Here is a 21,051-nt window from a genome sequence, read left to right on the forward strand (position 1 = left end):
GCCAGCTTCGGCCAGCCAGCGGCCGGCTAGCTGGCCCGGCGGCCGGCGACGGCGTCGACGACCTCGTCGTCGGCCGGCCGGCGGTCCCCTTCCAGGGCGCGGATCTCGCGCTCGACGACGGCGATCAGCTCGCGGTGGCCGGTGTCGACGTCGAAGGCCTCCTCGATGTGCAGGAACCGGGAGATCGCGGCCATGGCGAGAATCAACGACGCGGGTGGCCACCGATCGGGATCGACACCGTAGCCCTTGAGCACGTCCGAGAGGGTCTCGAGCTGCAGCCGCCGGAACGTCCGCGAGTAGGAGGCGATCTCGGCACGGATCGCCTTGCGGTGGTTCGCCAGCGCGGTGAACTCCATCGTGCGCGCGTTGTTCGAGGACTCCTGGACCAGTTCCCAGAGGGCCCACAACGGCTGCGGCGAGCGCATCGCCCGCCGGAGCCGGTCCAGGCTGCGCTCGGCGCCGCGGCGGAACAGCTCGACGAACAGGCCGTCCATCGTGCCGAAGTAGTAGTAGACGAGCCCGTTGTTGACGCCCGCCCTGGTCGCCAGCCGGCGGGTGGTGACGGCGGCGTAGCCCTCCTCGAGCATCAGGGCCTCGGTGGCGTCGAGGAGCGCCGTGCGCGTGACCGAGTCGTCGACGGCGCTCCGCCGTGCCCGCGTCATGTCTGTTCCTCTCGCTGCTCCCGGTGCTCCTCGCCAGTCCCAGTCTCCCCCTGTCCGCCGCGGGGCGGCCCTTGCCTCGGGCCACACTCCATGTTAGTCATGTGAAGAACGCGTTAGTCGTTCGAAGAACACCGATGTCCGAGCGTGTGCGGGCGGCGAAGGGCGGTGCCCGTCACCCGCGTCATCGAAGTCGTCTTCGAGTGAGGAAGGACAGAACGATGCCGCGTAGCAGGGTGCAACAGGCGCGCGTGGCCGTGGTCACCGGCGGAGCATCGGGCATCGGCGAGGCCACCTGCCATCACCTGGCCGAGCGCGGCCATCGCATCGCCGTACTCGACCTCGACGACCACGGCGCGCGGCGAGTGGCCAAGGAGCTGCGGGCCGAGGGGACGGAGGCACTCGGCCTCGCGGTCGACGTCACGGACCGCCCCGCTCTCGATGCCGCCTTCGCGGAGATCCGCTCGTCGCTGGGCCCGACGGAGATCCTGGTGACCAGCGCCGGCCTCGTGGACTTCCAGCCGTTCGAGCAGATCACGCTCGAACGGTGGAACCGGGTCGTCGAGGTGAACCTGACCGGCACCTTCCACTGCTGCCAGGCAGCTGTGCCGGACATGGTCGCGGCCCGGTGGGGCCGGATCGTCACGATCTCCTCGTCGAGCGCCCAGCGCGGCTCGCCGAACATGGCGCACTACGCGGCGGCCAAGGGCGGCGTCATGGTGCTGACCAAGTCCCTGGCGCGCGCCTATGCCTCCCACGGCATCACGGTCAACTGCGTCCCGCCGTCGGGGATCGAGACCCCGATGCAGCATCGTGACCAGGCCGCGGGGAACCTGCCGCCCAACGAGGTGATGGCCGCGAGCATCCCGCTCGGCCACCTCGGGACCCCGGACGACCTGGCCGCGGCGGTCGCCTTCCTCGCCTCCGAGGAGGCCGGCTTCATCACGGGCCAGGTGCTCGGGGTCAACGGCGGGTCCGTGCTGTGAGCATAGGAGCAAACGAGCGGAGTGGGCGTCCGAGGCGGACCTCCCAGATCGACTCCGTCGATCCGGCAGGAACCCCGGAGGACGGCCGCGGAGAGAGCGCGGCCGGACCTCCCAGATCGACTCCGCAAGCTCCGTCGATCCGGCAGGAACCCCGGGAGCGAACTCGGGACGTTGTGAGGCCAGCCTTCACCCCCCGGATGGGGCCGCTGCCGGTGTCGGAGTGGACCGAGGAGGACCGCGAGCTGCTGCGTGGCAACCTGGCCCGTGCCGACCGCTACCTGTCCGGCGAGGCGGATGCGCCGCCCATGCCGCCGATCCTCGGCCTGTTCGCCCGCCACTCCCGGCTGGGTGCGCCGTGGCTCGCGTTCAGCGGGAAGCTGCTCGACGACGGCGCGCTCGATCCGCGCGACCGTGAGCTGCTGATCCTCCGGGTCGGCCATCGGACGGGTTGCCGCTATCAGTGGGCGCAGCACGTCGGGATGGCGCAGGCCGCCGGGCTGACACTCGAGCAGATCGCCGCCGTGGCCGCGGCCGCCGTGGCCGCGGGCTCCGTGGCCGACGCCGGCGCCGCCGACGCGTGGACGGACCGCGACCGTGACCTGCTGCGCGCCGTCGACCAGCTCGTCGACGATCACGTCATCGACGACGCCACCTGGGCGCGGCTGGCCACGCACCTCGACGAGCGCCAGCTGCTGGAGCTGACCTTCGTGGTGGGCAGCTACGTATGCCTCGCCATGGTGCTCAACAGCGTCGGTCTGGAACCCGCGGTCCTACCAGACCCGGACGGCGAGAAAAACAGCCGCGCCGTTCCCGACGCCGCGCCGATCCCCTGAAGGAGGCAGCGCATGCCACGTTTCCCGAAACCACCGGAAGGCAGCTGGACCGAGCACTACCCGGAGCTCGGCACGGGCCCGGTGTCCTACGAGGACTCGATCTCGCCTGAGTACTTCGAGCGCGAGAAGGAGGCGATCTTCAAGCGGGCATGGCTGAACGTCGGCCGGGTCGAGCAGCTTCCGCGGGTCGGCAGCTACTTCACCAAGGACATCAAGGCCGCCCATGCGTCGATCGTCGTCGCGCGGGACAAGGCGGGCGAGGTGCGCGCCTTCCATAACATGTGCCGCCACCGGGGCAACAAGCTCGTCTGGACCGAGGACCCGAAAAACGAGAGTCAGGGCGTCTGCCGGCAGTTCACCTGCAAATACCACGGCTGGCGCTATGACCTCGACGGCTCGCTGACGTTCATCCAGCAGGAGGGCGAGTTCTTCGACGTCGACAGGAGCCAGTGGGGGCTGGCGCCGGTGCACTGCGAGGTCTGGGCGGGGTTCATCTTCGTGAACTTCTCGCGGGAGCCGTCACAGTCGCTGCGCGAGTTCCTCGGGCCGATGGTGACCGACCTGGAGGGCTACCCGTTCGAGCGGATGACGGCCCGTTTCGGGTACAGCACCACCGTCGGGGCGAACTGGAAGCTCTTCATGGACGCCTTCGCGGAATTCTACCACGCCCCGGTCCTGCACGGGAACCAGTCGCCGGAGAAGTACTCGAAGGCCGCCGTGCAGGCCGGTTTCGAGGCGCCCCACTACCAGATCGAGCGTCCGCACCGGCTCGTGAGCACGTCCGGCGTCCGGTTCTGGGAGATGGACGCGGACATGATCAAGCCGATGGAGGCGATGACCCGCGGCGGCCTGTTCGGCCCGTGGGACAAGGCCGAACTCGGCGAGATGCCGAAGGGCCTGAACCCGGCGAAGTGCGACCCGTGGGGGCTGGACTCCTTCCAGCTCTTCCCGAACTTCGTGATCCTCATCTGGAGCCAGGGCTGGTACCTGACGTACCACTACTGGCCGACGTCCCACAACACGCACGTCTTCGAGGGCAACGTCTACTTCCTGCCGGCGACGAATGTCCGTGACCGGATCTCCCAGGAGATGTCGGCGGTGACGTTCAAGGAGTTCGCGCTGCAGGACGCGAACACGCTCGAGGCCACCCAGATGATGCTCGAGACCCGGTACGTCGACCGGTTCCTCCTGGGCGACCAGGAGATCCTCTGCCGCCACCTGCACGCCGAGGTCCGCGACTGGATCGACACCTACGAGGGAGCGTCCCGGTGAGTGCCTTACTGCCGGCCGAGTTCGCCGATCTCGAACCGTTCGCCGCGAAGTGGTGCCTGCCCACGGAGCCCGAGCGGTACGGCACCCGGCTGGCCAGCACCACCGAACAGATGCAGGTCTTCTACGACGCGATCACCCCGCGGCTCGAGGACGTGTTGGCCTACCTGGAGAAGCTGCCGTACGACGCACTGCCCGACGACGCCACGAACCTCCTGTGCCTGCTGTATTCGATGATCCAGGCCTCGTTCCCCGTCGAGATCTGGCGCCAGCCGAAGGTTCCGGATACGGGTGCCACCAGCTTCGACTGCTTCGTGGAGCCGGTGCCGTGACCGCGCCGACCGTCCTGCGTGCCGACCGGTGGCTGGACATCGATGCCGGCGAGGTCCGGTCGCCCGCGGTGATCGTGGTCGAGGGCAACCGGATCGTCGCGGTCAACCCCGCCCAGCTCCCCACCGGCGCGGTGGAGATCGACCTGGGTGACGTGACGTTGCTGCCTGGGTTGATGGACATGGAGCTCAACCTCCTGATCGGCGGGCCGGAGACCCCTACGGGCCTGCCGCTGCCGATGCACGGCGTCCAGGACGACCCGGCGTACCGCACCCTCCGCGCCACCATCAACGCCCGCAAGACCCTGCTGGCCGGATTCACGACCGTCCGGAACCTCGGCCTGATGGTCAAGACGGGCGGGTATCTGTTGGACGTCGCGCTGCAGCGCGCCATCGACCAGGGATGGGTGGAAGGCCCGCGGATCATCCCCGCGGGGCACGCGGTCACCCCCTACGGCGGCCATCTTGACCCGACGGTGTTCCAACGGCTTGCTCCGGGGATCATGCCGCTCAGCGTCGGTGAGGGGATCGCGAACGGCGTCGACCAGGTCCGGCACTGCGTGCGCTACCAGATCCGCCATGGCGCCAAGGTGATCAAGGTGTCCGCCTCGGGCGGCGTGATGTCACACAGCACCGGCCCCGGCGCCCAGCAGTACTCCGACGAGGAACTCGCCGCGATCGCCGACGAGGCGCACCGGGCCGGCATCCGCGTCGCCGCGCACGCGGTGGGGGACCGGGCGGTGCGGGCCTGTGTCGAGGCGGGGATCGACTGCGTCGAGCACGGCTTCCTGGCCAGCGACGAGACGCTGAAGCTGATGGCCGAGACCGGCACGTTCCTGGTGTCCACCACCTACCTGACCGACGCGATGGACATCGCCCGCGCGGCGCCGGAGCTGCAGGCGAAGGCCGCCGTCGTGTTCCCCCAGGCCAGGGCCATGCTTCCCCGGGCCGTCGCCGCCGGCGTGAAGATCGCCTGCGGTACCGACGCTCCGGCAGTCCCGCACGGCGACAACGCCAAGGAGCTGGCCGCCCTCGTCACCCGCGGCATGACCCCGCTACAGGCACTGCGCGCGGCCACCGTCACGAGCGCCCAGCTGGTCGAGCGCGACCACGAACTCGGCCGGGTCGCCGACGGCTACCTCGCCGACGTCATCGCTGTTCCCGGCGATCCGACCCAGGACATCATCGTCACCCAGGACGTCCGGTTCGTCATGAAGGACGGCCGCGTCTACAAGGGCGCCTGAACCCCGACCGAAAGGAGCTCCACCCATGGCCAGTGGCGTGCTCATCGTCGAATCGCGACCTGCCTCGCCCGCCGAGCTGGCGGCATATCACGACTGGTACGACCACAAGCACCTTCCCGAGATCCTCAAGGTGGACGGCTTCGTCTCCGCCCGCCGGCTGGAGTCTCTCGACACCGACACCTTCATCGTGATCTACGAGATCGACGGTGACGTCGAGGCCGCCAAGGCGGCGCTGGGCGAGGCGCAGGCGACGGGCGCGCTGTCGCGGCCGGAACGCGTACAGCTCAGCCCACCGCCAACCGTCCGTTACTTCCGCCAGATCAGCTCCGCCGAGTAGGCAGGACGCATCCCGCCGCCCGCTGGTCCAGGGGCTGTCCTGCCATCCGGATCCGGGTTCTCGACCAGCCGGACGCAGCCTTCCCGCATGTCGTCGTCGGTACCGCGCGGGTGGTCTGCGCCCGGCTGGGCGTCAGTCGGTGGCTCAGCTGAGCAGGGCCTCCGCGAGGCGGGACTGCCACGCGGCCGTCGAGCTGGGATCGCTGTCGGGGGGCAGGCGCAGGCCGAGCACCACCTGGTCAGCCCCGGCCGCCTGGTAGTCGGCGATCCGCGCCACGATCGACTCCAGGCCGCCCCACACGGTGATGCCGTCCACGAAGGCGTCGCTGAGCCCGGTGATGTCGGCCTCGTCGAAGCCCATGCGGACGAAGTTGCGACGATAGCCGGGACGGGTCGTGAAGAAGCGGACCGAGGCACGGGCGAGCTCCCGTGCGGCGCCGGGGTCCGCCAGGGGAATGACCGGCACCTGCACCGCGAGTGCCGGCCCGTCTCCGAGCAGCTTGCGCGCCTCGGTCACGTAGTCGGTGGTCACCAGGTAGGGGTAGGCGCCGCCCGCGCGGCCACGGGACAGGTCGAGCATCCGCGGGCCGAGCGCGGCGAGGATCCGCTCCGACGCGGGCACCGGGGGCGTCGCGGTGTCCAGCGCGTCCAGGTAGGTGTTGAGCGTCGGCAACGGCCTCGGGCCGTGCGCGCCACCGAGGCCGACGACGAACCGGCCGGGATGCTCGGCCGCCAACGCGGCGTGGGCCGCCGCGACCTCGGTGGCCGGCACCCGGTCGACGGAGATGATGGCGCTCGCCACCCGCAGCGTCGACGTGCCGCGGACGACCCGGTCGATCTGCGCGAGATTGTTGCCCTGGCCGCCCGGTAGCCAGAGCGTCTGATATCCCAGTTCTTCCAGCCTGGCGGCGGCGTCGATCTCCGCGGCTGGTTCCGCTGTCGGGTCTAGGGCTAGGCCGGCGATACCGACCGGTCCCGCAATGGTCATAACCAGCGGCAACGGGCGTCGGGTGGGGACTGTTCCCAGTCCGGACAAAGTTGGGCTGGGCATTTCGTCATGTTTTCAGGATTGTGATCAAGCGTGAGCGGATGACACAGATTTGTGCGCGGACGGTTAGCGGAAAGTTAATTGTCGTGGCGATCTGTCAGAAGCCTGCCGGTCGGCGGACTCGCCGTCGCCGAAGAACCGTCCGATCTCCTTGTCGGGCACGTTGGCTAGAGGACGAACCATTCGGTGACGATCTCGCGGCGGTCGGTACCGGACAGCCGGACGTGAAGCTGGAAGGTGCCGGTGGGGCGGGGGCGCAGGACGAACCAGCCGACGGCGTCCGCCTCCGCCGCCTGGGCCGCGGCGCCATCCCGCGAGCGCAGCTCGATCAGGCCTGGCTGGGCCGGTACGACCTGACCGACCAGGCCGTCGTCCGCCACCTCCAGCTCGATGGTGAGGTCACTCGCGGTGAACGTCATCGCGCGCAGCCGGGCGACCGAGGCGCGTGTCCCGGCCAGCGCGCCGTCGGGCAGCGTGTCGCGCTCACCGCCGGCCGAACCTGCCTCGCCGCCTGCCTCGGCCTCGCCGCCCGGATCGGCCCCGCCGGGCCGCCCGGCCGCGTCGGTCGCCGAGTCGAACGTCAGCTCGGCGAGCTCGGCGTCCACCGTGCGCCAGACGAACGCGGCCCTGCCGATGTCGGCGATCCGGGTCGGCACGGCGCTGGCGGCGTCCAGCGCGCCACCGAGGTCGAGCAGAAGGCGGACGTCGTCGTCCCAGGGTGGTCTCGACATGACGTCATCTCCCGCCGGCCACAGTGGTGTCCATCAGCGCCGCGATCGCCGGGTTCTCCCGGAGCTTGTCCAGGCATCGGCCGCGAGTCGGGCCGATGCCGCCCTTCTTCATTCCCAGGGCCGCCACGATCCGGTTGTACCGGTCCGCCTCGTCCTCGTCGCGGAACAGCATGGCCAGCAGGCGCCGGCAGTGTTCAGGCAGGTCGGCGTAGGCGACTCGCAGGGCGAGGTGGCGTTCCTCGCGCAGGAGCCACTCGTCGGTTGCCGTGTGGTCGGTCTGGTCCGGGATCCGTTCCGTCTCGACCGGCAGCTGCCTGCCGCGGGCGTTCAACGCCTGCAGGCAGGCCCGCCGGGTGGTGGACGCGAGCCATCCGGGCAACGCCGCCGGCTCGCGGATCGTCGCGAGGCGCTCGACCAACCGCAGCCACACGGTCGCCGCGACGTCCTCGGCGTCGGCGCCGCCCAGCCCGTGCCGTCGGCAGATCGCCCAGATCAGCGCCGCGTACCGGTCGACAATCTGGTTCCAGGCCGCCTGGTCGCCGTCGCGGGCCCGTTCGACGAGCGTGACCACCGTCGGGTCATCGCGCATGCCGCCACCTTCGTGCTCGTGCCGGTCTGCTCAGCTGGGGATGTGGACGTAGCGCTGGATGGCCGAGGCCGGGTCGGCGAAGAGCTCCGCGAGCGCCTCGGCCGGCGTCAGCGTGCTGGCGCGGGCCGTGCCGTCCGCATGGGTCGTCATCCGCGCCGCGATCGCGCCGGAAACGGTCGCCGTCGCGAACGACGTGCCGCTCCACCGAGCGACACCGTCCGCGAACTTCACCGACGTGCCGCCGGGCAGCGTGACCTCGCCGGCGAGGTAGAGACTCACCACGTCGACCGCGTCGGCGGTCGCGTCGACCCAGAACCTGCGCGGACTGAACTGGGATCGGTACTCGGTGTTCGCACCGACCGCGACCACCTCGGTCAGCGCGGCCGGCCAGACCGCCTCCGGCGGGTCGGGCAGGCTCGCCCGGTTCCCCGCCGACGCCACGACGAGCAGGCCCGGGCATCTCGCGCACAGCGCCTCGATCGCGTGCCGGATGATGAACGGCGGCTCGTCGTCCTCCGTCGCCACCCCGAGCGACAGGTTCAGGATGCTGATGTTCTCGGTGGCGAGCGCGGCCATCGCCCGGGCGACGTCCCAGGAGGTGCCGGCGCCGTCCCAGGCCCGCAGCCCGGGACTGGCCACGATCCGCGCGCCGGGCGCCTGCCGCCGGACGAGTCCGACGACGAAGTTCCCGTGCCCGGCCCAGGAGGTGGGGAACTCGGCGAGCTCCTTGGGGTGCGCCAGCTCGACGACCCGATCCGTCTTCAGCGCGGGAAGGTCGCTGGTGACCAGCGGGAGATCGACGACTCCCACCGACACGCCGTCACCCGGGCCGCCGTCCGGGATCGGCGCCCATTGGTGCCGGTACGGCTGCCCGCCTGGCGCGAGGTCCGGCTGGGTGCCGACCGGGATCGGGTCGACCGGGTCGCCGGCCAGCTCGATCGGGTCGAAGCCGATGCCGCCCTTGCTCTGGGGTTTGCTTTGGGGCTTGCTTTGTGGACTACCGCTGATGCCGCCGCCCTTGCTCTGGGGGTTGATCGTGACGACGTCCCGGTTCTTTCCCATGGCGGGGACGTAGCCCAGCTTGTGGCCGAGATCCACCCGCAGGTCGAACATCAGCAGCTCCAGCTCGGTGAAGCGGCGCAGGCTGCGGCGTTCGAGCAGCTGGAGCTCGTTGGCGTACGCCCGCGGCCGGGCTGCCAGCGTTTGCGGGCTCGCGGCCGCCGTGCCGATGGCGGGGTGCGCCGCGGTGCGGCGTAGCCGGGCCGCATACTGGCGCAGCTCCCTGGCGGGCAGCCGGAACAGCACGAGTCCCAGGGTCTGGGCGAGCGTGGTGTCGACGTCGCCGGCCGGGATACCGCGCGCGGCCAGCTCCCGCTGGACGTCCTCCTGGCAGGCCGCGTGCACGGCCAGCTCGGCCGGCGGTTCGTCGGGACCCGGCGCCGTTCCGGGCGCCGGGTCCAACGCCGGGTCGAGTGAGACAGGAATGGTCATAGGTCGTCCTTCCCCGTAGGAGCGTCCTTGCCGCGAGGGGCGTCTACGCCATACGGATACGCGATCTGGGCCCGTGATACCGCGTCATGCTCCCGACAGTCCGAAAAGTTCTCGCCCTCATGGCCGTGAGCGCGGCATCCTTGCCCGGAAGGTGGTTCGACGAGCAGGGAGCGGGGCCGGGTGGCGGCGGCTCGGGAATCGGTGGCGGAACAGGCCCACGAGGCAATGCGGCGCGCGGACTGGGATCCCGGACGCGCGGTGCGGTTCGCCGCGGCGGTGCTGGCGCGGGCGCTGCGGGCGGACGCCCCGGCCGCGGCGTCGCTCGCGGCGCGGGCGGCCGGCCGGGCGGCCCGGCAGACCGGGCAGGTCGACACCGCCGTCCGCTACCTGCGCCAGGCCGTCGAGCTGGCCGGTCAGGTGGAGCCGAGGCCGCTCGCCGTCGAGCTCGCCGGCGAGGCTCGGATCCCGCTGTCGGCCGCGCTGCTGCACCTCGGCCGGCCGGAGCGGGCACTCGACGAGATCGACGAGGCGGTGCGCCAGCTCGGCTCGCTGGCCGCGCTGTTCGGCGGCGTCGAAGGCCAGGCTGGCGACGATCGAGCTGGTGAGGATCGGGCTGGTGAGCGCGACGGGTCCGGCCGGCGGGCCGGGCTCGCGCGGGCGCGTGGTCAGCGGGCCGACCTGCTGCGCCAGATCGGCCGTCCGGGCGAGGCGCTCGCCGAGTTCCAGGTCGCGATCCCGCTGCTGCGGGCGTCCGGCGCCGAGGTCGACCTGCAACGGTCGCTGGTCAACCGCGGCATCGCGTACACGGAACTGCACGCCTTCGCCGACGCGGAGGCCGACCTGCTGGAGGCGGACCGGCTGGCCCGGGCGCTGGGCCGGCAGCTCGCGGTCGGGATCATCGCCGAGAACCTCGGCTACCTGGAGATCATGCGTGGCGACGTGCCGGCCGCACTCGCCCACCTCGAACGCGCCGAGCAGATCATCGGCGAGCACCGCGGCCAGCTCGGCCCGGTGTTCGCGGACCGCAGCGAGCTGCTGCTGTCGGCCGGGGTGTGCGCCGAGGCGCGTGAGGCGGCACTCGCCGCGATCACCGAGTTCGAACGGCACCGCCGCCGGCTGCTGGTGCCCGGCGCCCGTCTCTTCCTCGCCCAGGCCGCGCTGCTCGACAACGACCCGCCGGCGGCGCTGGTACAGGCGCGGCTCGCCCGCCGCGCGTTCGCCCGCCAGGGCCGTGCCGAGTGGGCGGCCTGCGCCTCGCTCGTCGTCGTCCGCGCCGAGCTCGCCACCCGCGACGACCGTGCCACCCTCGACGGCCGGGATGACGCGGGCGTCCGGCTGAGCATGACCGTCCGCGAGCTGGAGCGGATGGTCGACACCCTCGCTCGCGCCGGCTGGCCGGCCGCCGCGCTCGAGGCGCGCCTCGTCGCCGCCCGGGTCGCCGGGCTGCGTGGGCGGGCGGCGGACCGCCGCCGTCACCTGGAGCTCGCGCGCACAGCGGCGCGGCGCGGTGCCACGGCCCCGGCGGCGCTGCGCGCCCGCGGCTGGTACGCCGAGGCGCTGCTGCGCCGCGACGGCGGTGACCGCCGCGGGGCCGCCGGTGCCGCCCGCGCCGGTCTGCGGGTTCTGGACGAGCACGCGGCCTCGCTGGGCGCGACCGACCTGCGCGTCCACTCGGCCGTGCACCGCGCCGAGCTGAGCGAGCTGGGCCTGCGGATGGCGTTCGACGGCGGCGGTCCGGCGGCGGTGTTCGAATGGGCGGAACGGGGCCGGGCAAGCCGGCTGCTGCGCCGCGCCGTGCTGCCGGCCGAGGACCCGGAACTTGCCGGCCTGCTCGCCGAGCTGCGCGCCACCATCGCCGAGATCGACCGCGGCCGGCCCGATCCGGTCGCCCAGGTCCGCACCGCCACTCCGACCGCGGACCGGGGGCGTCCTCGGCTGACCCAGCGGCAGGTGGCGCTGGAACGGCGCATCCGCGATCACATCCGGCTGCACCCGGTGCGCGGGAGCTCCGCGCCGGCGGCACCGGTCTCGCTGGCCCAGCTCACCGACACGCTCGGCGGCCGGGCGCTGGTCGAGTTCGTCCAGCTGGACGGCGAGCTGCACGCCCTGGTGCTGGTCGACGGCCGCCTGCGGCGCAGGCCGCTCGGCCCGGCGTCCGTCCCGGCCGGCCTGGTCCAGCGCCTCTCCCACGCCCTGCGCCGGCTGGCCCGCGCCGACGGCGGCCCCTGGGGCGTCGGGGCCCCGGCCACCGGAACGGCCCCGGGCGTAGACGAGGCCGCCGGCCGCTCCCGGCCCGGGGCACGGCCGGCGGCCTCGCGCGACGCCGCCGTGGCGCTGCTCACCGACGCCGCGCGCCGGCTCGACGAGGTCCTGCTCGGACAGGTCCCGGAGATCGAGAGCCGCCCGCTCGTCGTGGTCCCGACCGGCCCGTTGCACAGCGTTCCGTGGTCGGTGCTCCCGTCCCGGGCGGGCCGTCCGGTCACCGTCGCTCCGTCCGCGACGCTCTGGCACACCGCCAGCACCGCGGCCCACGTCCCGGGAACCGCGATGGTGGCCGCCGGGCCGGGCCTGCCCGGCGCCCGCGAGGAGGCCACCGCCATCGCGGCGATCCACGGCGTCGAGCCGCTGCTCGACGACGCGGCGACCGCGGACGCGGTGCTGGCCGGGCTGGCGAAGGCCGACGTCGCGCACCTCGCGGCGCACGGGACGCTCACGACGGACAACCCGCTGTTCTCCACGCTGCGGCTGCACGGTGGCCCGCTCGTCGTCTACGACGTCGAGCGCCTCGCCACCGTCCCGCGCACCGTCGTGCTGGCCTCCTGCGACAGCGGTCGGTCGATGGTCCACACCGGCGACGAGCTGCTCGGCCTCGCCGCCACCTTCATCGCCCGCGGCGCCGCCGAGCTGGTCGCGTCGGTCGTACCCGTCCCGGACGGCGCGACCGCCCCACTGATGATCGCGCTGCACCGCGGCCTCGCCGCCGGAGTCCCCGCTCCGGTCGCCCTCGCCGAGGCCCAGCGGGAGCTGCGCGACCGCTCGCCGGCCGGCCTGGCCGCCGCGGCCGGCTTCGTCACCCTGGGCGGAGAGTCGCACGCCGCGCGCTGACGCCGCGCCCGTATCATCGCCGTCCTGCGGCGATCCGTGGAACGAGTGGCGATCCAGCCACCCACGGTCGGGCTCGCCGACTCGCCGCGGGACGCACCCGCGGCAGCGGCCTGAACCGCCGTGTCCCTCGACCGCGAGGACGCCCCATGGACACCTACGTCGCCAGAGCCGACGCCGACCGGGCCAGGGAGCTGGCCGACACCGAGTCACCCTTCACCATCGAGATCCGGTTCCTCGACGGGCTCACCGAGACCGAGCAGGCGGCCTTCGCCGCCGCGGCGGACCGCTGGGCCCGGGTCATCGTCGGCGACCTGCCGGACGTCCGGATCGGCGACGACGTCATCGACGATGTCCTGATCATCGCCCAGGGCAAGAAGATCGACGGCCCCGGCCACGTCCTGGGCAGCGCCCGCCCTACCCACCTGCGGGTCGCGCCGGACGGGTCCCTGCTCCAGCCGTGCCGCGGGGAGATGAGCTTCGACGTGGCCGACCTCGCGGAGATGGCGGCCGACGGCACGCTCGGCGACGTCATCACCCACGAGATGGGGCATGTGCTCGGGATCGGCGGAAGCCTCTGGGACCGCAGGCGCCTGGTCGTACCCGGCCCGGACAACCCGGCGGCCCTGGAGGACCCGGTGTTCGTCGGCTCGGCGGCGATGGCCGAGTACGGCCGGCTGACCGGCGGCGACGGCGCCCCGCCGCGGCCCGTCCCGGTGGAGAACCGAGGCGGGTCGGGTACCGCCCGTTCCCACTGGCGGGAAAGCGTCTTCGACGCCGAACTGATGACGGGCTTCGTCGACCCCGCGGGCAACCCGATGAGCCGGGTGACCGTGGGCTGCCTCGAGGACCTCGGCTATCAGGTCGACTACGCCGCCGCCGACCCGTACACCCTGCCGAGCCCGGCCCTCCTAGCCGCCCGTCGCCACCGACGGCCGCGCGTCGTGCATCCCCACCCGGCCCCCGGCGCCCACCCCGTCGCGGCGGAGGCCGACCCGGTTCTCGTCGTCGTCAAGTAGCGACCCCGCCCCGGCATTGCCATCCGGGAATGGGAAAAGGAGGGTGCGGTGCCCAGCATGGCGTTGCGAACGTCAGCGACCGATCGATTGGCGACGTTGAGTGCCCGTGAGCTTGAGGTTCTCGCCCTGATGACCGACGGACGGTCCAACCGAGCGATCGGTGATCAGCTCTTCCTCACACAGCGCACGGTGGAGTCCCACATCCGCAACATCTACGGCCGGCTCGGCCTGCTACCCGGGTGCGGCGACCACCGTCGGGTACTGGCCGTCCTCCTCTATCTGCGCGCCGGCTCCTGCGCGCAACATCCACCATCGACCGGTGGCGAACTGAGGTTCGGCCAGACTCGGGCTCTGCCTCGGATCAAGCCTGCCCACGCGTCGGCCGTAATGGCGCCAGTCACCTAGACCGCCGCGACCGTCGCACGGGACAGGACACGGTCTTTCCGGGCGACGGTCGCGCCGTGGCCTCGGCCGGCTCAGTCGAACAGTGAACTGACCGACTCGCCGTTGTGGATGCGTCGCATGGCCTCGGCCAGCGCGGGCGCGATGGACAGGATCTTCAGCTTGGAGACCTGTTCCTCCGCCGGGACGGGAACGGTGTTGGTGCAGACGATCTCGAGGACGTCGGGCTGGTCGCCGATTCGCTTGAGCGCGCCGCCGGCGAACAACCCGTGGGTACAGGCCACGCGGATGGAGCGGACACCGATGTCGTGGAGCTTGTTCAGCAGCTCCAGGACGGTACTGCCCTTCGCGATCTCGTCGTCGAGGATGATGATGTCGCGGTCGGCGACGTCGCCGATGACCGCGCTGATGGCGACCCGGTCGTCGGCGAACCGTTGCTTGGCGCCGGCCGCGACCGGGACACCCAGCCGCCGGGCGAAGCTCGCCGCCTCCTTGGCGTTGCCGAGGTCGGGCGAGACCACGGTGGTGTTCGACAGGTCGTACTGGCGAAAGTGCTCCGCCAGTTCCCGCAGCGCGTGCAGGTGGTCGACGGGGACGCTGAAGAAGCCGTGTACCTGGGGTGAGTGCAGAGTCATCGCGAGGATCCGGCTGGCTCCGGCGGTGGCCAGCAGATCGGCGACGAGCCGCCCGCCGATGGAGATCCGAGGCGCGTCCTTCTTGTCTGACCGGGCGTACGAATAGTGCGGCATGACAACCGTGGTACGCGCCGCGGACGCGCCCTTCGCCGCATCGATCATGAGTAGCAGCTCGACCAGGTTCTCCTGGACCGGCTTCACGAGCGGCTGGATGATATAGATGTCCCGTTCGCGGCAGTTCGCCTGCAGCTGCACCTCCAGGCAGTCGTTGGCGAATCGATCGATGCGAACCGGCGACAACGGCGTCTTTAGGTGTCGGCACACCTCCTCCGCCAGCTGCCGATGTGCACTTCCGCTGAACACGACAATCTCTCGCACAAACCGCCCCTGACATTAGTGCGACGCTGCGGGCAGGCCCATCATACAGGTGGGATCTTGCTGACCTGGTCGATCCTCGGTCCGAGGAGGATCCGAAGCGGTATCCGAGCCTCGTCGTCGCGGTGGGGATCATCGGCCGGAATGTCGCCACCAGATTCCGACAAACAAACGATGTGGACGTGGCGAGAACCGGCCCTGATTTCCGTGGTGAAATGCCGCCGGCCGGCGGGCGCCACGGCGCGGTGTCGCGGTGCGGTCCACCTGGAAGATTTCGGCCGCGAGGCCTGACGGATGAACGCCCCAGGCGCTCGACCGGGGCATGGCTGGTTCTCGGCGAGTACTCGTGGGCGAAGCCGGGCCGGCGCGGTGCGGCGCGGTGAGTGCCTCGGCCGCTGGACGGCCGGCTGGGCGGGGCGCTGCCCGGCGATGGGACGATCCTGGGCGTGCGGCCGAGCAGACGAACGGTACTGCTGGCGGCGCCGACCTTCGCGGCCGGTGCCGTCGGCGGCGCCCTGTGGGCAAGACGCTCCGGCGACGCCGCGGCCGGTACGCCGGGCGCCGCCTCGGGCGGCGAGCTGGCCGGCCCGACGGCCGGCCCGACGGGCGGGGTGGCGGCGTCGACAGGCGGCGGCGCGGCGGTCATACCACGCGGGCCGGCGGTGGTGACGCGGACGGCGTTCCGGAGTGCGGCTCGGGGTCGGGACGTCTCGATGGTGGTCGTCTCGCCGGTCACAGGCGCCGTCGACGGACTGCCGGTGTGTCTCGTCCTGCATGGCCGTGGCGATGACGCGCCGCGCGGAGTGGCGCTTCTGGGCCTGGATACCGCGCTCGCGGACGCGGCGCGCGCCGGAGTGGCGCCGTTCGTCGCCGTCGCGGTCGACGGTGGCGAGACCTACTGGCACCCGCGCGCGGCTGGCGACGACCCGGAACGGATGATCCTGGCCGAGGTCCTGCCCCGGCTCGCGGATCAGGGGCTGCATACCACCCGGCTGGCGGCAATCGGCTGGTCGATGGGCGGCTACGGCGCCCTGCTGCTCGCCCAGCGCCACCCGGACCTTGCCGTCGCCGTGGCGGCGAGCAGCCCGGCGATGTGGCACGCCTACGGCGCCAGCGCGCCGGGCGCGTTCGACTCCGCCGCCGACTTCGCCGCCCACCAGGTCCTGGGAGAGCCACCGCCGGCGGACGTGGCCTACCGGATCGACTGCGGGCAGAGCGACCCGTTCTACGCGGTCTCCCGCCAGGCGGCCGGCGAGCTGGCGGCCACCGAACACGGCTTCGGGCCGGGCGGGCACGACCCCGCGTTCTGGCGCTCGGCCCTCCCGGCCCAGCTCGCCTTCGTCGGCCGTGCGCTGGTACGTGCCGCGTCCCCTGGACCCCGACCCACCGCTGGATGACGCGTCTGGCCAGGCCGTCGTGCCCGGGCGACCGGCCGCCGGGCCGTGACGCCGGCGCGGCAAGGTAAGTGCGGCGAAGATAATTCGAGGATGGCGACAGTCCACAACACCACCTTGGCTCCGTCGAAGCTGGAGCTGCTGACGGCCTGGCTCCCCGGTCAGCCCTGGTACCTCGACGCCGGCCTGACGCCCCAGCTCACCAGGGCCGGCGGGTTCCGGCTCGATGACCCGGCGGGCGAGGTCGGCATCGAGTTCATGATCGTCACAGACGCGGCCGGCGGCGGCCCCGTGAGCTATCACGTGCCCATGACCTACCGCGCCCAGGCACAACCGGGCTCGGAAGCCGGCCTCATCGGGACGACCGAGCATGGCGTTCTCGGTACCAGGTACGTGTACGACGCGACGCACGACTGGGTGTTCGTCACCCAGCTCGTCGCGCTGATGCAGGGCCAGACCGAACCGCAGGCGCAGAGCCTCAGCGACACCCCAGACCCGACCGTGCGCAGCCAGCCGGTCCTGCCGGGCTCCAGCCTCGTCGTCACCGCCTGCGCCCTCGCCAGCAACGGGCCCGACGGGACGAGACTGCGGATCTCGACCGCGGACACGGCCTCGACCGCGGACGGGGACGGGGACGGCGAACCGACGGACCTCCTGCTGCGGGTCATCCGCGCCCTCCCCGTCCGCCCTGGCGCCGCGGACCAGCGCGGTGGCTACGTCCAGGTTCCCTGGCGTCAGGCGGACGGGACCGAGCCGAGCGGAGTCATCGTCACCGCGGCACCGGCGGTCGAATAGCCGAACAGGGGAGGCGAAACCGCCGCGGGGCACGACACTTGGTCAGGTGGAGCTGGCTGGTCAGGTGAAGCCGACCGCCGCCGCTCGCCTGCGTGCCGGCGCCTACCTGGGCGCGGGGGAGGACCGCCGCCAGCTGCGGCTGGCGGCCCGCTGTGCCGGAGCCGACCACCTCGCCGACCGTCTCGCTCACGACGGCGCCCTGCCGTGGACCGCGGAGTGGATCCTGCCGGTAGAGGAGACGCATGACCGCAGGCTCGGGGCTCTGCGCGGGCCGGCGCCGGTGGTGGTGTCTTCGCGGAGGCGCCTGACGCCAGTCGTGGCGGGCGCGACATGCGGGCCGTGTCCGTGGTCACCGATCCCGCTGCTGGGCGCGGCGTCGGGAGCCGCCCGTCGTCCCAGCCCGGCACGTCGCCAGCGGCCGGTGATTCTCGTGGACCCGCCGGCCCTGGGAATGCGGCCGTGTCCAAATACGCGAAATTCGCTGGCTGTTTGCGCCGGCACTGGCGGTTCGCGTGCGCCAAGGGACCCGCGGATTCACCGATGGGACCCCGCGGGTCGCGGGAACTGTCATACCTGCCCGCTACCGTCCTTCGCAGGACACGCAGGGGTGTCCGTCAAATGTGCGGGAGGTGGTCGTAATGGCCGAGTTCACGTCCTACGAGCCCGGAACTCCTTGCTGGGTAGACCTTGGCAGCCCGGATGTGGAGGCCTCCAGGGCCTTCTACGGCAGCCTGTTCGGCTGGGAGGCGAACGTCTCGCCGGATCCGGCGGCGGGCGGCTACACGTTGTTCACCTTGCGCGGCAAGCAGGTCGCGGGCCTGGGTCCGCTGTTCGGCGAGGGACAGCCGGCCGCCTGGAGCACCTATGTCCGGGTCGACGACGCGGACAAGACGGCCGAGGCCGTGGTCAGCGCCGGTGGCCAGGTCGTCGTCGCGCCGATGGACGTCCTGGACGCGGGCCGGATGGCGGTGTTCCTCGACTCCGGCGGTGCCGCCATCTCTGTGTGGCAGCCGGGGGCGCACAAGGGAGCCGAGCTGGCGAACGAGCCCGGTGCCTTCTGCTGGAACGAGCTGGACACCCGCGACGTGGCCGCGGCGAAGGCCTTCTATCCGGCCGTGTTCGGCTGGGCCACGGACGACTCGGGGGCCCAGGGCGGCCCGATGGAGTACTACGAGTGGAAGCTCGGCGGCGCCGTCATCGGTGGGATGATGCCCATGCCTGAGATGGTGCCCGCCGAGGTGCCGTCATTTTGGATGACCTATTTCGCCGTCGCCGACGCCGACGCGGTCGCCGCGAAGACCGTGGAGCTCGGCGGGTCGGTCATCCTCGGACCGGCCGACATCCCGATTGGCCGGTTCGCGATTCTCACCGGTCCCCACCAGGAGACCTTCGCCATCATCAAGGTCTGACCCGGCGGACGGGCCGGCGGTAGGCGGTAGGGAGCGTCCGGCGGGCGGCGAGCGGCGAGCGCGACGTTGCCGCCGCCCGCCGCCCGCCGCCCGCCGCCCGCCGCCCGCCGCCGCTGGCGAGCGGCACGGGGCGGTGGCGCTACTCCGACTCCCGGGTTGGCCGTAGGCTGGGCGGCGTGACCGTCGTGAAGATCAATGCGATCGAGGTTCCCGAGGGCGCCGGCCCCGAGCTGGAGAAGCGGTTCGCGAACCGGCTGCACGCGGTGGACGGGCAGCCAGGCTTCGTGTCGTTCGAGCTGCTGCGGCCGGTGAAGGGCGACAACCGGTACTTCGTCGTGACGCACTGGGACAGCGAGGAGTCGTTCCAGGCGTGGCTCACCGGGCCGGCCATGGAGGCGCACTCGGGAGAGCGTGCCCGCCCGGTGGCGTCCGGCTCGTCCCTGCTGGAGTTCGAGGTCGTCCAGCGCTCGGTGGCGGGCGGTTCCTGACAGGCCTCGGCAGCGCTTTGCCGGGTCCCGCGTCAGGCGGCACCGCCAGTACCGGGCGGTCAACCGCCCGAGCCCGTGACCTGCGCGGCCGGGGAACGGAGAGCGCGAACCAGCTTTGATCGCCGCCGACGTGTTGTCAGCGTCGCGATTTTGCCGTACCCGCGACGGCGACAACATGCTCATGGCGATCTCTCACGGCGAACGATGCGTGGGGCGGCACCGGCCCGGCGCGCCGGGCGAACCACCGTTACGGCCACCCGGACGCGGTCGCCGCGCGCCTCGACAGCGGGCGGCCGCGGGCGGCGTCCACCGCCCATGGGCCGGGCGTCCGCGTCCTGGACCACGGTCCTGGAACAGCACCTGTCGTGTGGTATCCCGATCGTCCTGACAGCTGCACGCAGCCACATGCCGAGGCGGGGACGTATGCCGCCGAACTGGGAAAATTGATCTGTGATACCTATGGTTCGCGCCTGCTTGTCCTTGCCGCCTTCGGGAAGGGCTGACTCCAAGCCGGAGTGTCACCGCCACCCGCACCGCCTAAGGGACGAGACAGCCGAACGAGCCGGCGCAGCGGTCGGACGCGAGCAAATCTGAGGAGACGGTCGGGTCGTGGTCGGCACACAGCTGGTTATGGGAGCGAGCGGCTTCCTGGGTTCGCACGTCACGCGGCAGTTGGTGGAGCGCGGCGACGACGTTCGGGTGTGGATCCGTCGAACCAGCTCGACGCGGGCTTTCGACGACCTGGCCGTGCGGCGCCACTACGGCGACCTGACCGACGACGACGCGATGCACGAGGCGATGAGCGGTGTCGACACCGTGCACTACTGCGTCGTCGACACCCGGGCCTGGCTGCGCGACCCGGCGCCGCTGTTCGCCACGAACGTCGACGGCCTGCGGCACGCGCTGGACGCCGCGGTCGAGGCGAAGGTGCGGCGTTTCGTCTTCTGCAGCACGGTGGGCACCATCGGGCTGTCGGCAGACGGCGGCCCGGCCAACGAGGACCTTCCGCACACCTGGCAGCACCTGGGTGGGCCGTACATCCAGGCACGTGTGGCCGCCGAGGACCTGGTGCTGAGCTACCAGCGTGAGCGGGGGCTCCCCGCGATCGTCATGTGCGTGTCGACGACCTACGGAGCGCCCGACTTCGGCTCGCCGCACGGCCGCATGGTGTCCGACGCCGCGCACGGCAAGATGCCGGTCCATTTCGGCGACGCGGCGATGGAGGTCGTCGGCATCAAGGACGCCGCCCGCGCGTTCCTGCTCGCGGCGGAGAAGGGACGCGTCGGCGAGCGGTACATCATCAGCGAGCGCTACATGTCCTGGAAGGAACTGTTGACGACCGCGGCCGCCGCGGTCGACGCGAAGCCCCCGCGTTTCGGCATCCCGCTGCCCGCGATGAAGGTGGTCGGTCGCGTCGGCGATGTGGTCGGGCGCGTGCTGCGCCGCGACATCCCGATGACCAGCGTCAGCGTCCGGCTCATGCATTTCATGCCGCCGCTCGACCACGGCAAGGCCACCCGGGAGCTCGACTGGTACCCCTCCCCGACGCCGGACGCCGTCCGCGAAGCCGCGAAGTTCTACGTCGAGCAGAAGCACGAGAGCGCCCCCTGACCGGGCTTTTGGGGTGTGGCGCAGTTGGGCGCAGAGGGCCTGGGCGACGCTGGCGAGGGCGACGCGGCGGTGCCTGCGCGAGCGCAAAGAGCCAAGACTCGACGGGGTTACCCGCAAGACGCTGATCCGGCTCGCCAAGCGGTGGAGAGCTTTGGCGCGGAGATTGCCAAGTTCGACGTGCAGCATCTACCGCGCTATGAAGCAGCGAGCCTGTCCAGACGACCTCGGCGAGCGACGAAGCAGACGGCTCAGCAGTCAAACACCGACCAGCAGATTTCGTTCCGCAACCGCTGATCGTCAAGCACA

20 protein-coding genes are annotated in these 21,051 nt (G+C 71.9%); 14 read left to right on the forward strand and 6 right to left on the reverse strand.

The genetic code is table 11. The features are described from left to right. Positions 1-26 precede the first annotated feature (26 nt). A complete protein-coding gene (locus tag QOZ89_RS07135; RefSeq protein ID WP_071047653.1) occupies positions 27-662 on the reverse strand; it encodes a TetR/AcrR family transcriptional regulator in 636 nt (211 codons plus the stop codon). Positions 663-880: 218 nt separating this feature from the next. Here QOZ89_RS07135 and QOZ89_RS07140 point away from each other — a divergent pair, with 218 nt between their 5' ends. The 6 genes from QOZ89_RS07140 (at position 881) to QOZ89_RS07165 (ending at position 5,657) form a co-directional block, all read left to right on the forward strand. After that, positions 881-1,645 carry an SDR family NAD(P)-dependent oxidoreductase gene (locus QOZ89_RS07140; protein ID WP_071047652.1) on the forward strand — a complete coding sequence of 255 codons (765 nt, stop codon included), beginning with the start codon at positions 881-883 and terminating at the stop codon, positions 1,643-1,645. 173 nt (positions 1,646-1,818) lie between these two features. Continuing rightward, positions 1,819-2,478 carry a carboxymuconolactone decarboxylase family protein gene (locus tag QOZ89_RS07145; RefSeq protein ID WP_116271452.1) on the forward strand — a complete coding sequence of 220 codons (660 nt, stop codon included), beginning with the start codon at positions 1,819-1,821 and terminating at the stop codon, positions 2,476-2,478. Positions 2,479-2,490: 12 nt separating this feature from the next. Beyond that, positions 2,491-3,750 carry an aromatic ring-hydroxylating oxygenase subunit alpha gene (locus QOZ89_RS07150; RefSeq protein ID WP_071047650.1) on the forward strand — a complete coding sequence of 420 codons (1,260 nt, stop codon included), beginning with the start codon at positions 2,491-2,493 and terminating at the stop codon, positions 3,748-3,750. Further along, a complete protein-coding gene (locus QOZ89_RS07155) occupies positions 3,747-4,079 on the forward strand; it encodes a hypothetical protein (RefSeq protein WP_071047649.1) in 333 nt (110 codons plus the stop codon). Before QOZ89_RS07150 ends, QOZ89_RS07155 begins: the two co-directional genes overlap by 4 nt. Beyond that, positions 4,076-5,320, forward strand: a complete 1,245-nt coding sequence (locus tag QOZ89_RS07160) for a metal-dependent hydrolase family protein (protein WP_312623342.1) — start codon at positions 4,076-4,078, stop codon at positions 5,318-5,320. Before QOZ89_RS07155 ends, QOZ89_RS07160 begins: the two co-directional genes overlap by 4 nt. 25 nt (positions 5,321-5,345) lie before the next feature. Beyond that, positions 5,346-5,657, forward strand: coding sequence for a DUF4286 family protein (locus QOZ89_RS07165; protein WP_071047647.1), 312 nt, complete (start codon positions 5,346-5,348; stop codon positions 5,655-5,657). 144 nt (positions 5,658-5,801) lie between these two features. On the opposite strand, the gene QOZ89_RS07170 is transcribed toward QOZ89_RS07165, so the two are convergent. The 4 genes from QOZ89_RS07170 to QOZ89_RS07185 form a co-directional block, all read right to left on the reverse strand. After that, positions 5,802-6,644 carry a TIGR03620 family F420-dependent LLM class oxidoreductase gene (locus tag QOZ89_RS07170; protein ID WP_071047646.1) on the reverse strand — a complete coding sequence of 281 codons (843 nt, stop codon included), beginning with the start codon at positions 6,642-6,644 and terminating at the stop codon, positions 5,802-5,804. A gap of 227 nt (positions 6,645-6,871) precedes the next feature. Beyond that, a complete protein-coding gene (locus QOZ89_RS07175) occupies positions 6,872-7,435 on the reverse strand; it encodes a hypothetical protein (RefSeq protein ID WP_071047645.1) in 564 nt (187 codons plus the stop codon). 4 nt (positions 7,436-7,439) lie between these two features. After that, the gene (locus QOZ89_RS07180; RefSeq protein WP_071047644.1) at positions 7,440-8,024 is read right to left on the reverse strand and encodes an RNA polymerase sigma factor; all 585 of its coding nucleotides are present in this window, start codon (positions 8,022-8,024) and stop codon (positions 7,440-7,442) included. Between the two features lie 30 nt (positions 8,025-8,054). Next, entirely contained in the window at positions 8,055-9,515 is a 1,461-nt protein-coding gene (locus tag QOZ89_RS07185; RefSeq protein WP_071047643.1) for a S8 family peptidase, read from the reverse strand. Between the two features lie 180 nt (positions 9,516-9,695). Here QOZ89_RS07185 and QOZ89_RS07190 point away from each other — a divergent pair, with 180 nt between their 5' ends. From QOZ89_RS07190 to QOZ89_RS07200, 3 genes are all read left to right on the forward strand, one after another. Then, positions 9,696-12,620, forward strand: a complete 2,925-nt coding sequence (locus QOZ89_RS07190; protein ID WP_131803831.1) for a CHAT domain-containing protein — start codon at positions 9,696-9,698, stop codon at positions 12,618-12,620. 146 nt (positions 12,621-12,766) lie between these two features. Continuing rightward, a complete protein-coding gene (locus QOZ89_RS07195; RefSeq protein ID WP_071047641.1) occupies positions 12,767-13,636 on the forward strand; it encodes a leishmanolysin-related zinc metalloendopeptidase in 870 nt (289 codons plus the stop codon). Between the two features lie 57 nt (positions 13,637-13,693). After that, positions 13,694-14,041, forward strand: a complete 348-nt coding sequence (locus QOZ89_RS07200; protein ID WP_083418308.1) for a LuxR C-terminal-related transcriptional regulator — start codon at positions 13,694-13,696, stop codon at positions 14,039-14,041. Positions 14,042-14,112: 71 nt separating this feature from the next. Here the strand turns inward: QOZ89_RS07200 and QOZ89_RS07205 are convergent, their stop codons facing one another. Next, a complete protein-coding gene (locus QOZ89_RS07205) occupies positions 14,113-15,051 on the reverse strand; it encodes a ribose-phosphate diphosphokinase (protein ID WP_071047640.1) in 939 nt (312 codons plus the stop codon). 443 nt (positions 15,052-15,494) lie between these two features. Between QOZ89_RS07205 and QOZ89_RS07210 the strand changes: the two genes are divergently transcribed. The 5 genes from QOZ89_RS07210 to QOZ89_RS07230 all read left to right on the forward strand — a co-directional run bounded on the left by QOZ89_RS07210 (position 15,495) and on the right by QOZ89_RS07230 (position 20,745). After that, positions 15,495-16,445, forward strand: a complete 951-nt coding sequence (locus QOZ89_RS07210) for an alpha/beta hydrolase (protein WP_083418313.1) — start codon at positions 15,495-15,497, stop codon at positions 16,443-16,445. A gap of 90 nt (positions 16,446-16,535) precedes the next feature. Beyond that, positions 16,536-17,237 (forward strand): maltokinase N-terminal cap-like domain-containing protein, encoded by a 702-nt coding sequence (locus QOZ89_RS07215; RefSeq protein ID WP_071047639.1) that lies wholly within the window; start codon positions 16,536-16,538, stop codon positions 17,235-17,237. 638 nt (positions 17,238-17,875) lie between these two features. Then, the gene (locus QOZ89_RS07220) at positions 17,876-18,646 is read left to right on the forward strand and encodes a VOC family protein (protein ID WP_071047637.1); all 771 of its coding nucleotides are present in this window, start codon (positions 17,876-17,878) and stop codon (positions 18,644-18,646) included. Between the two features lie 176 nt (positions 18,647-18,822). Next, on the forward strand, positions 18,823-19,134 hold the full coding sequence (locus QOZ89_RS07225) for an antibiotic biosynthesis monooxygenase family protein (RefSeq protein ID WP_013423807.1): 312 nt from the start codon (positions 18,823-18,825) through the stop codon (positions 19,132-19,134). 609 nt (positions 19,135-19,743) lie between these two features. Beyond that, positions 19,744-20,745, forward strand: coding sequence for an NAD-dependent epimerase/dehydratase family protein (locus tag QOZ89_RS07230; RefSeq protein ID WP_198543138.1), 1,002 nt, complete (start codon positions 19,744-19,746; stop codon positions 20,743-20,745). Positions 20,746-21,051: the final 306 nt, after the last annotated feature.

It is taken from the genome of Pseudofrankia coriaricola, assembly GCF_032027725.1.
Lineage (GTDB): Bacteria > Actinomycetota > Actinomycetes > Frankiales > Frankiaceae > Pseudofrankia.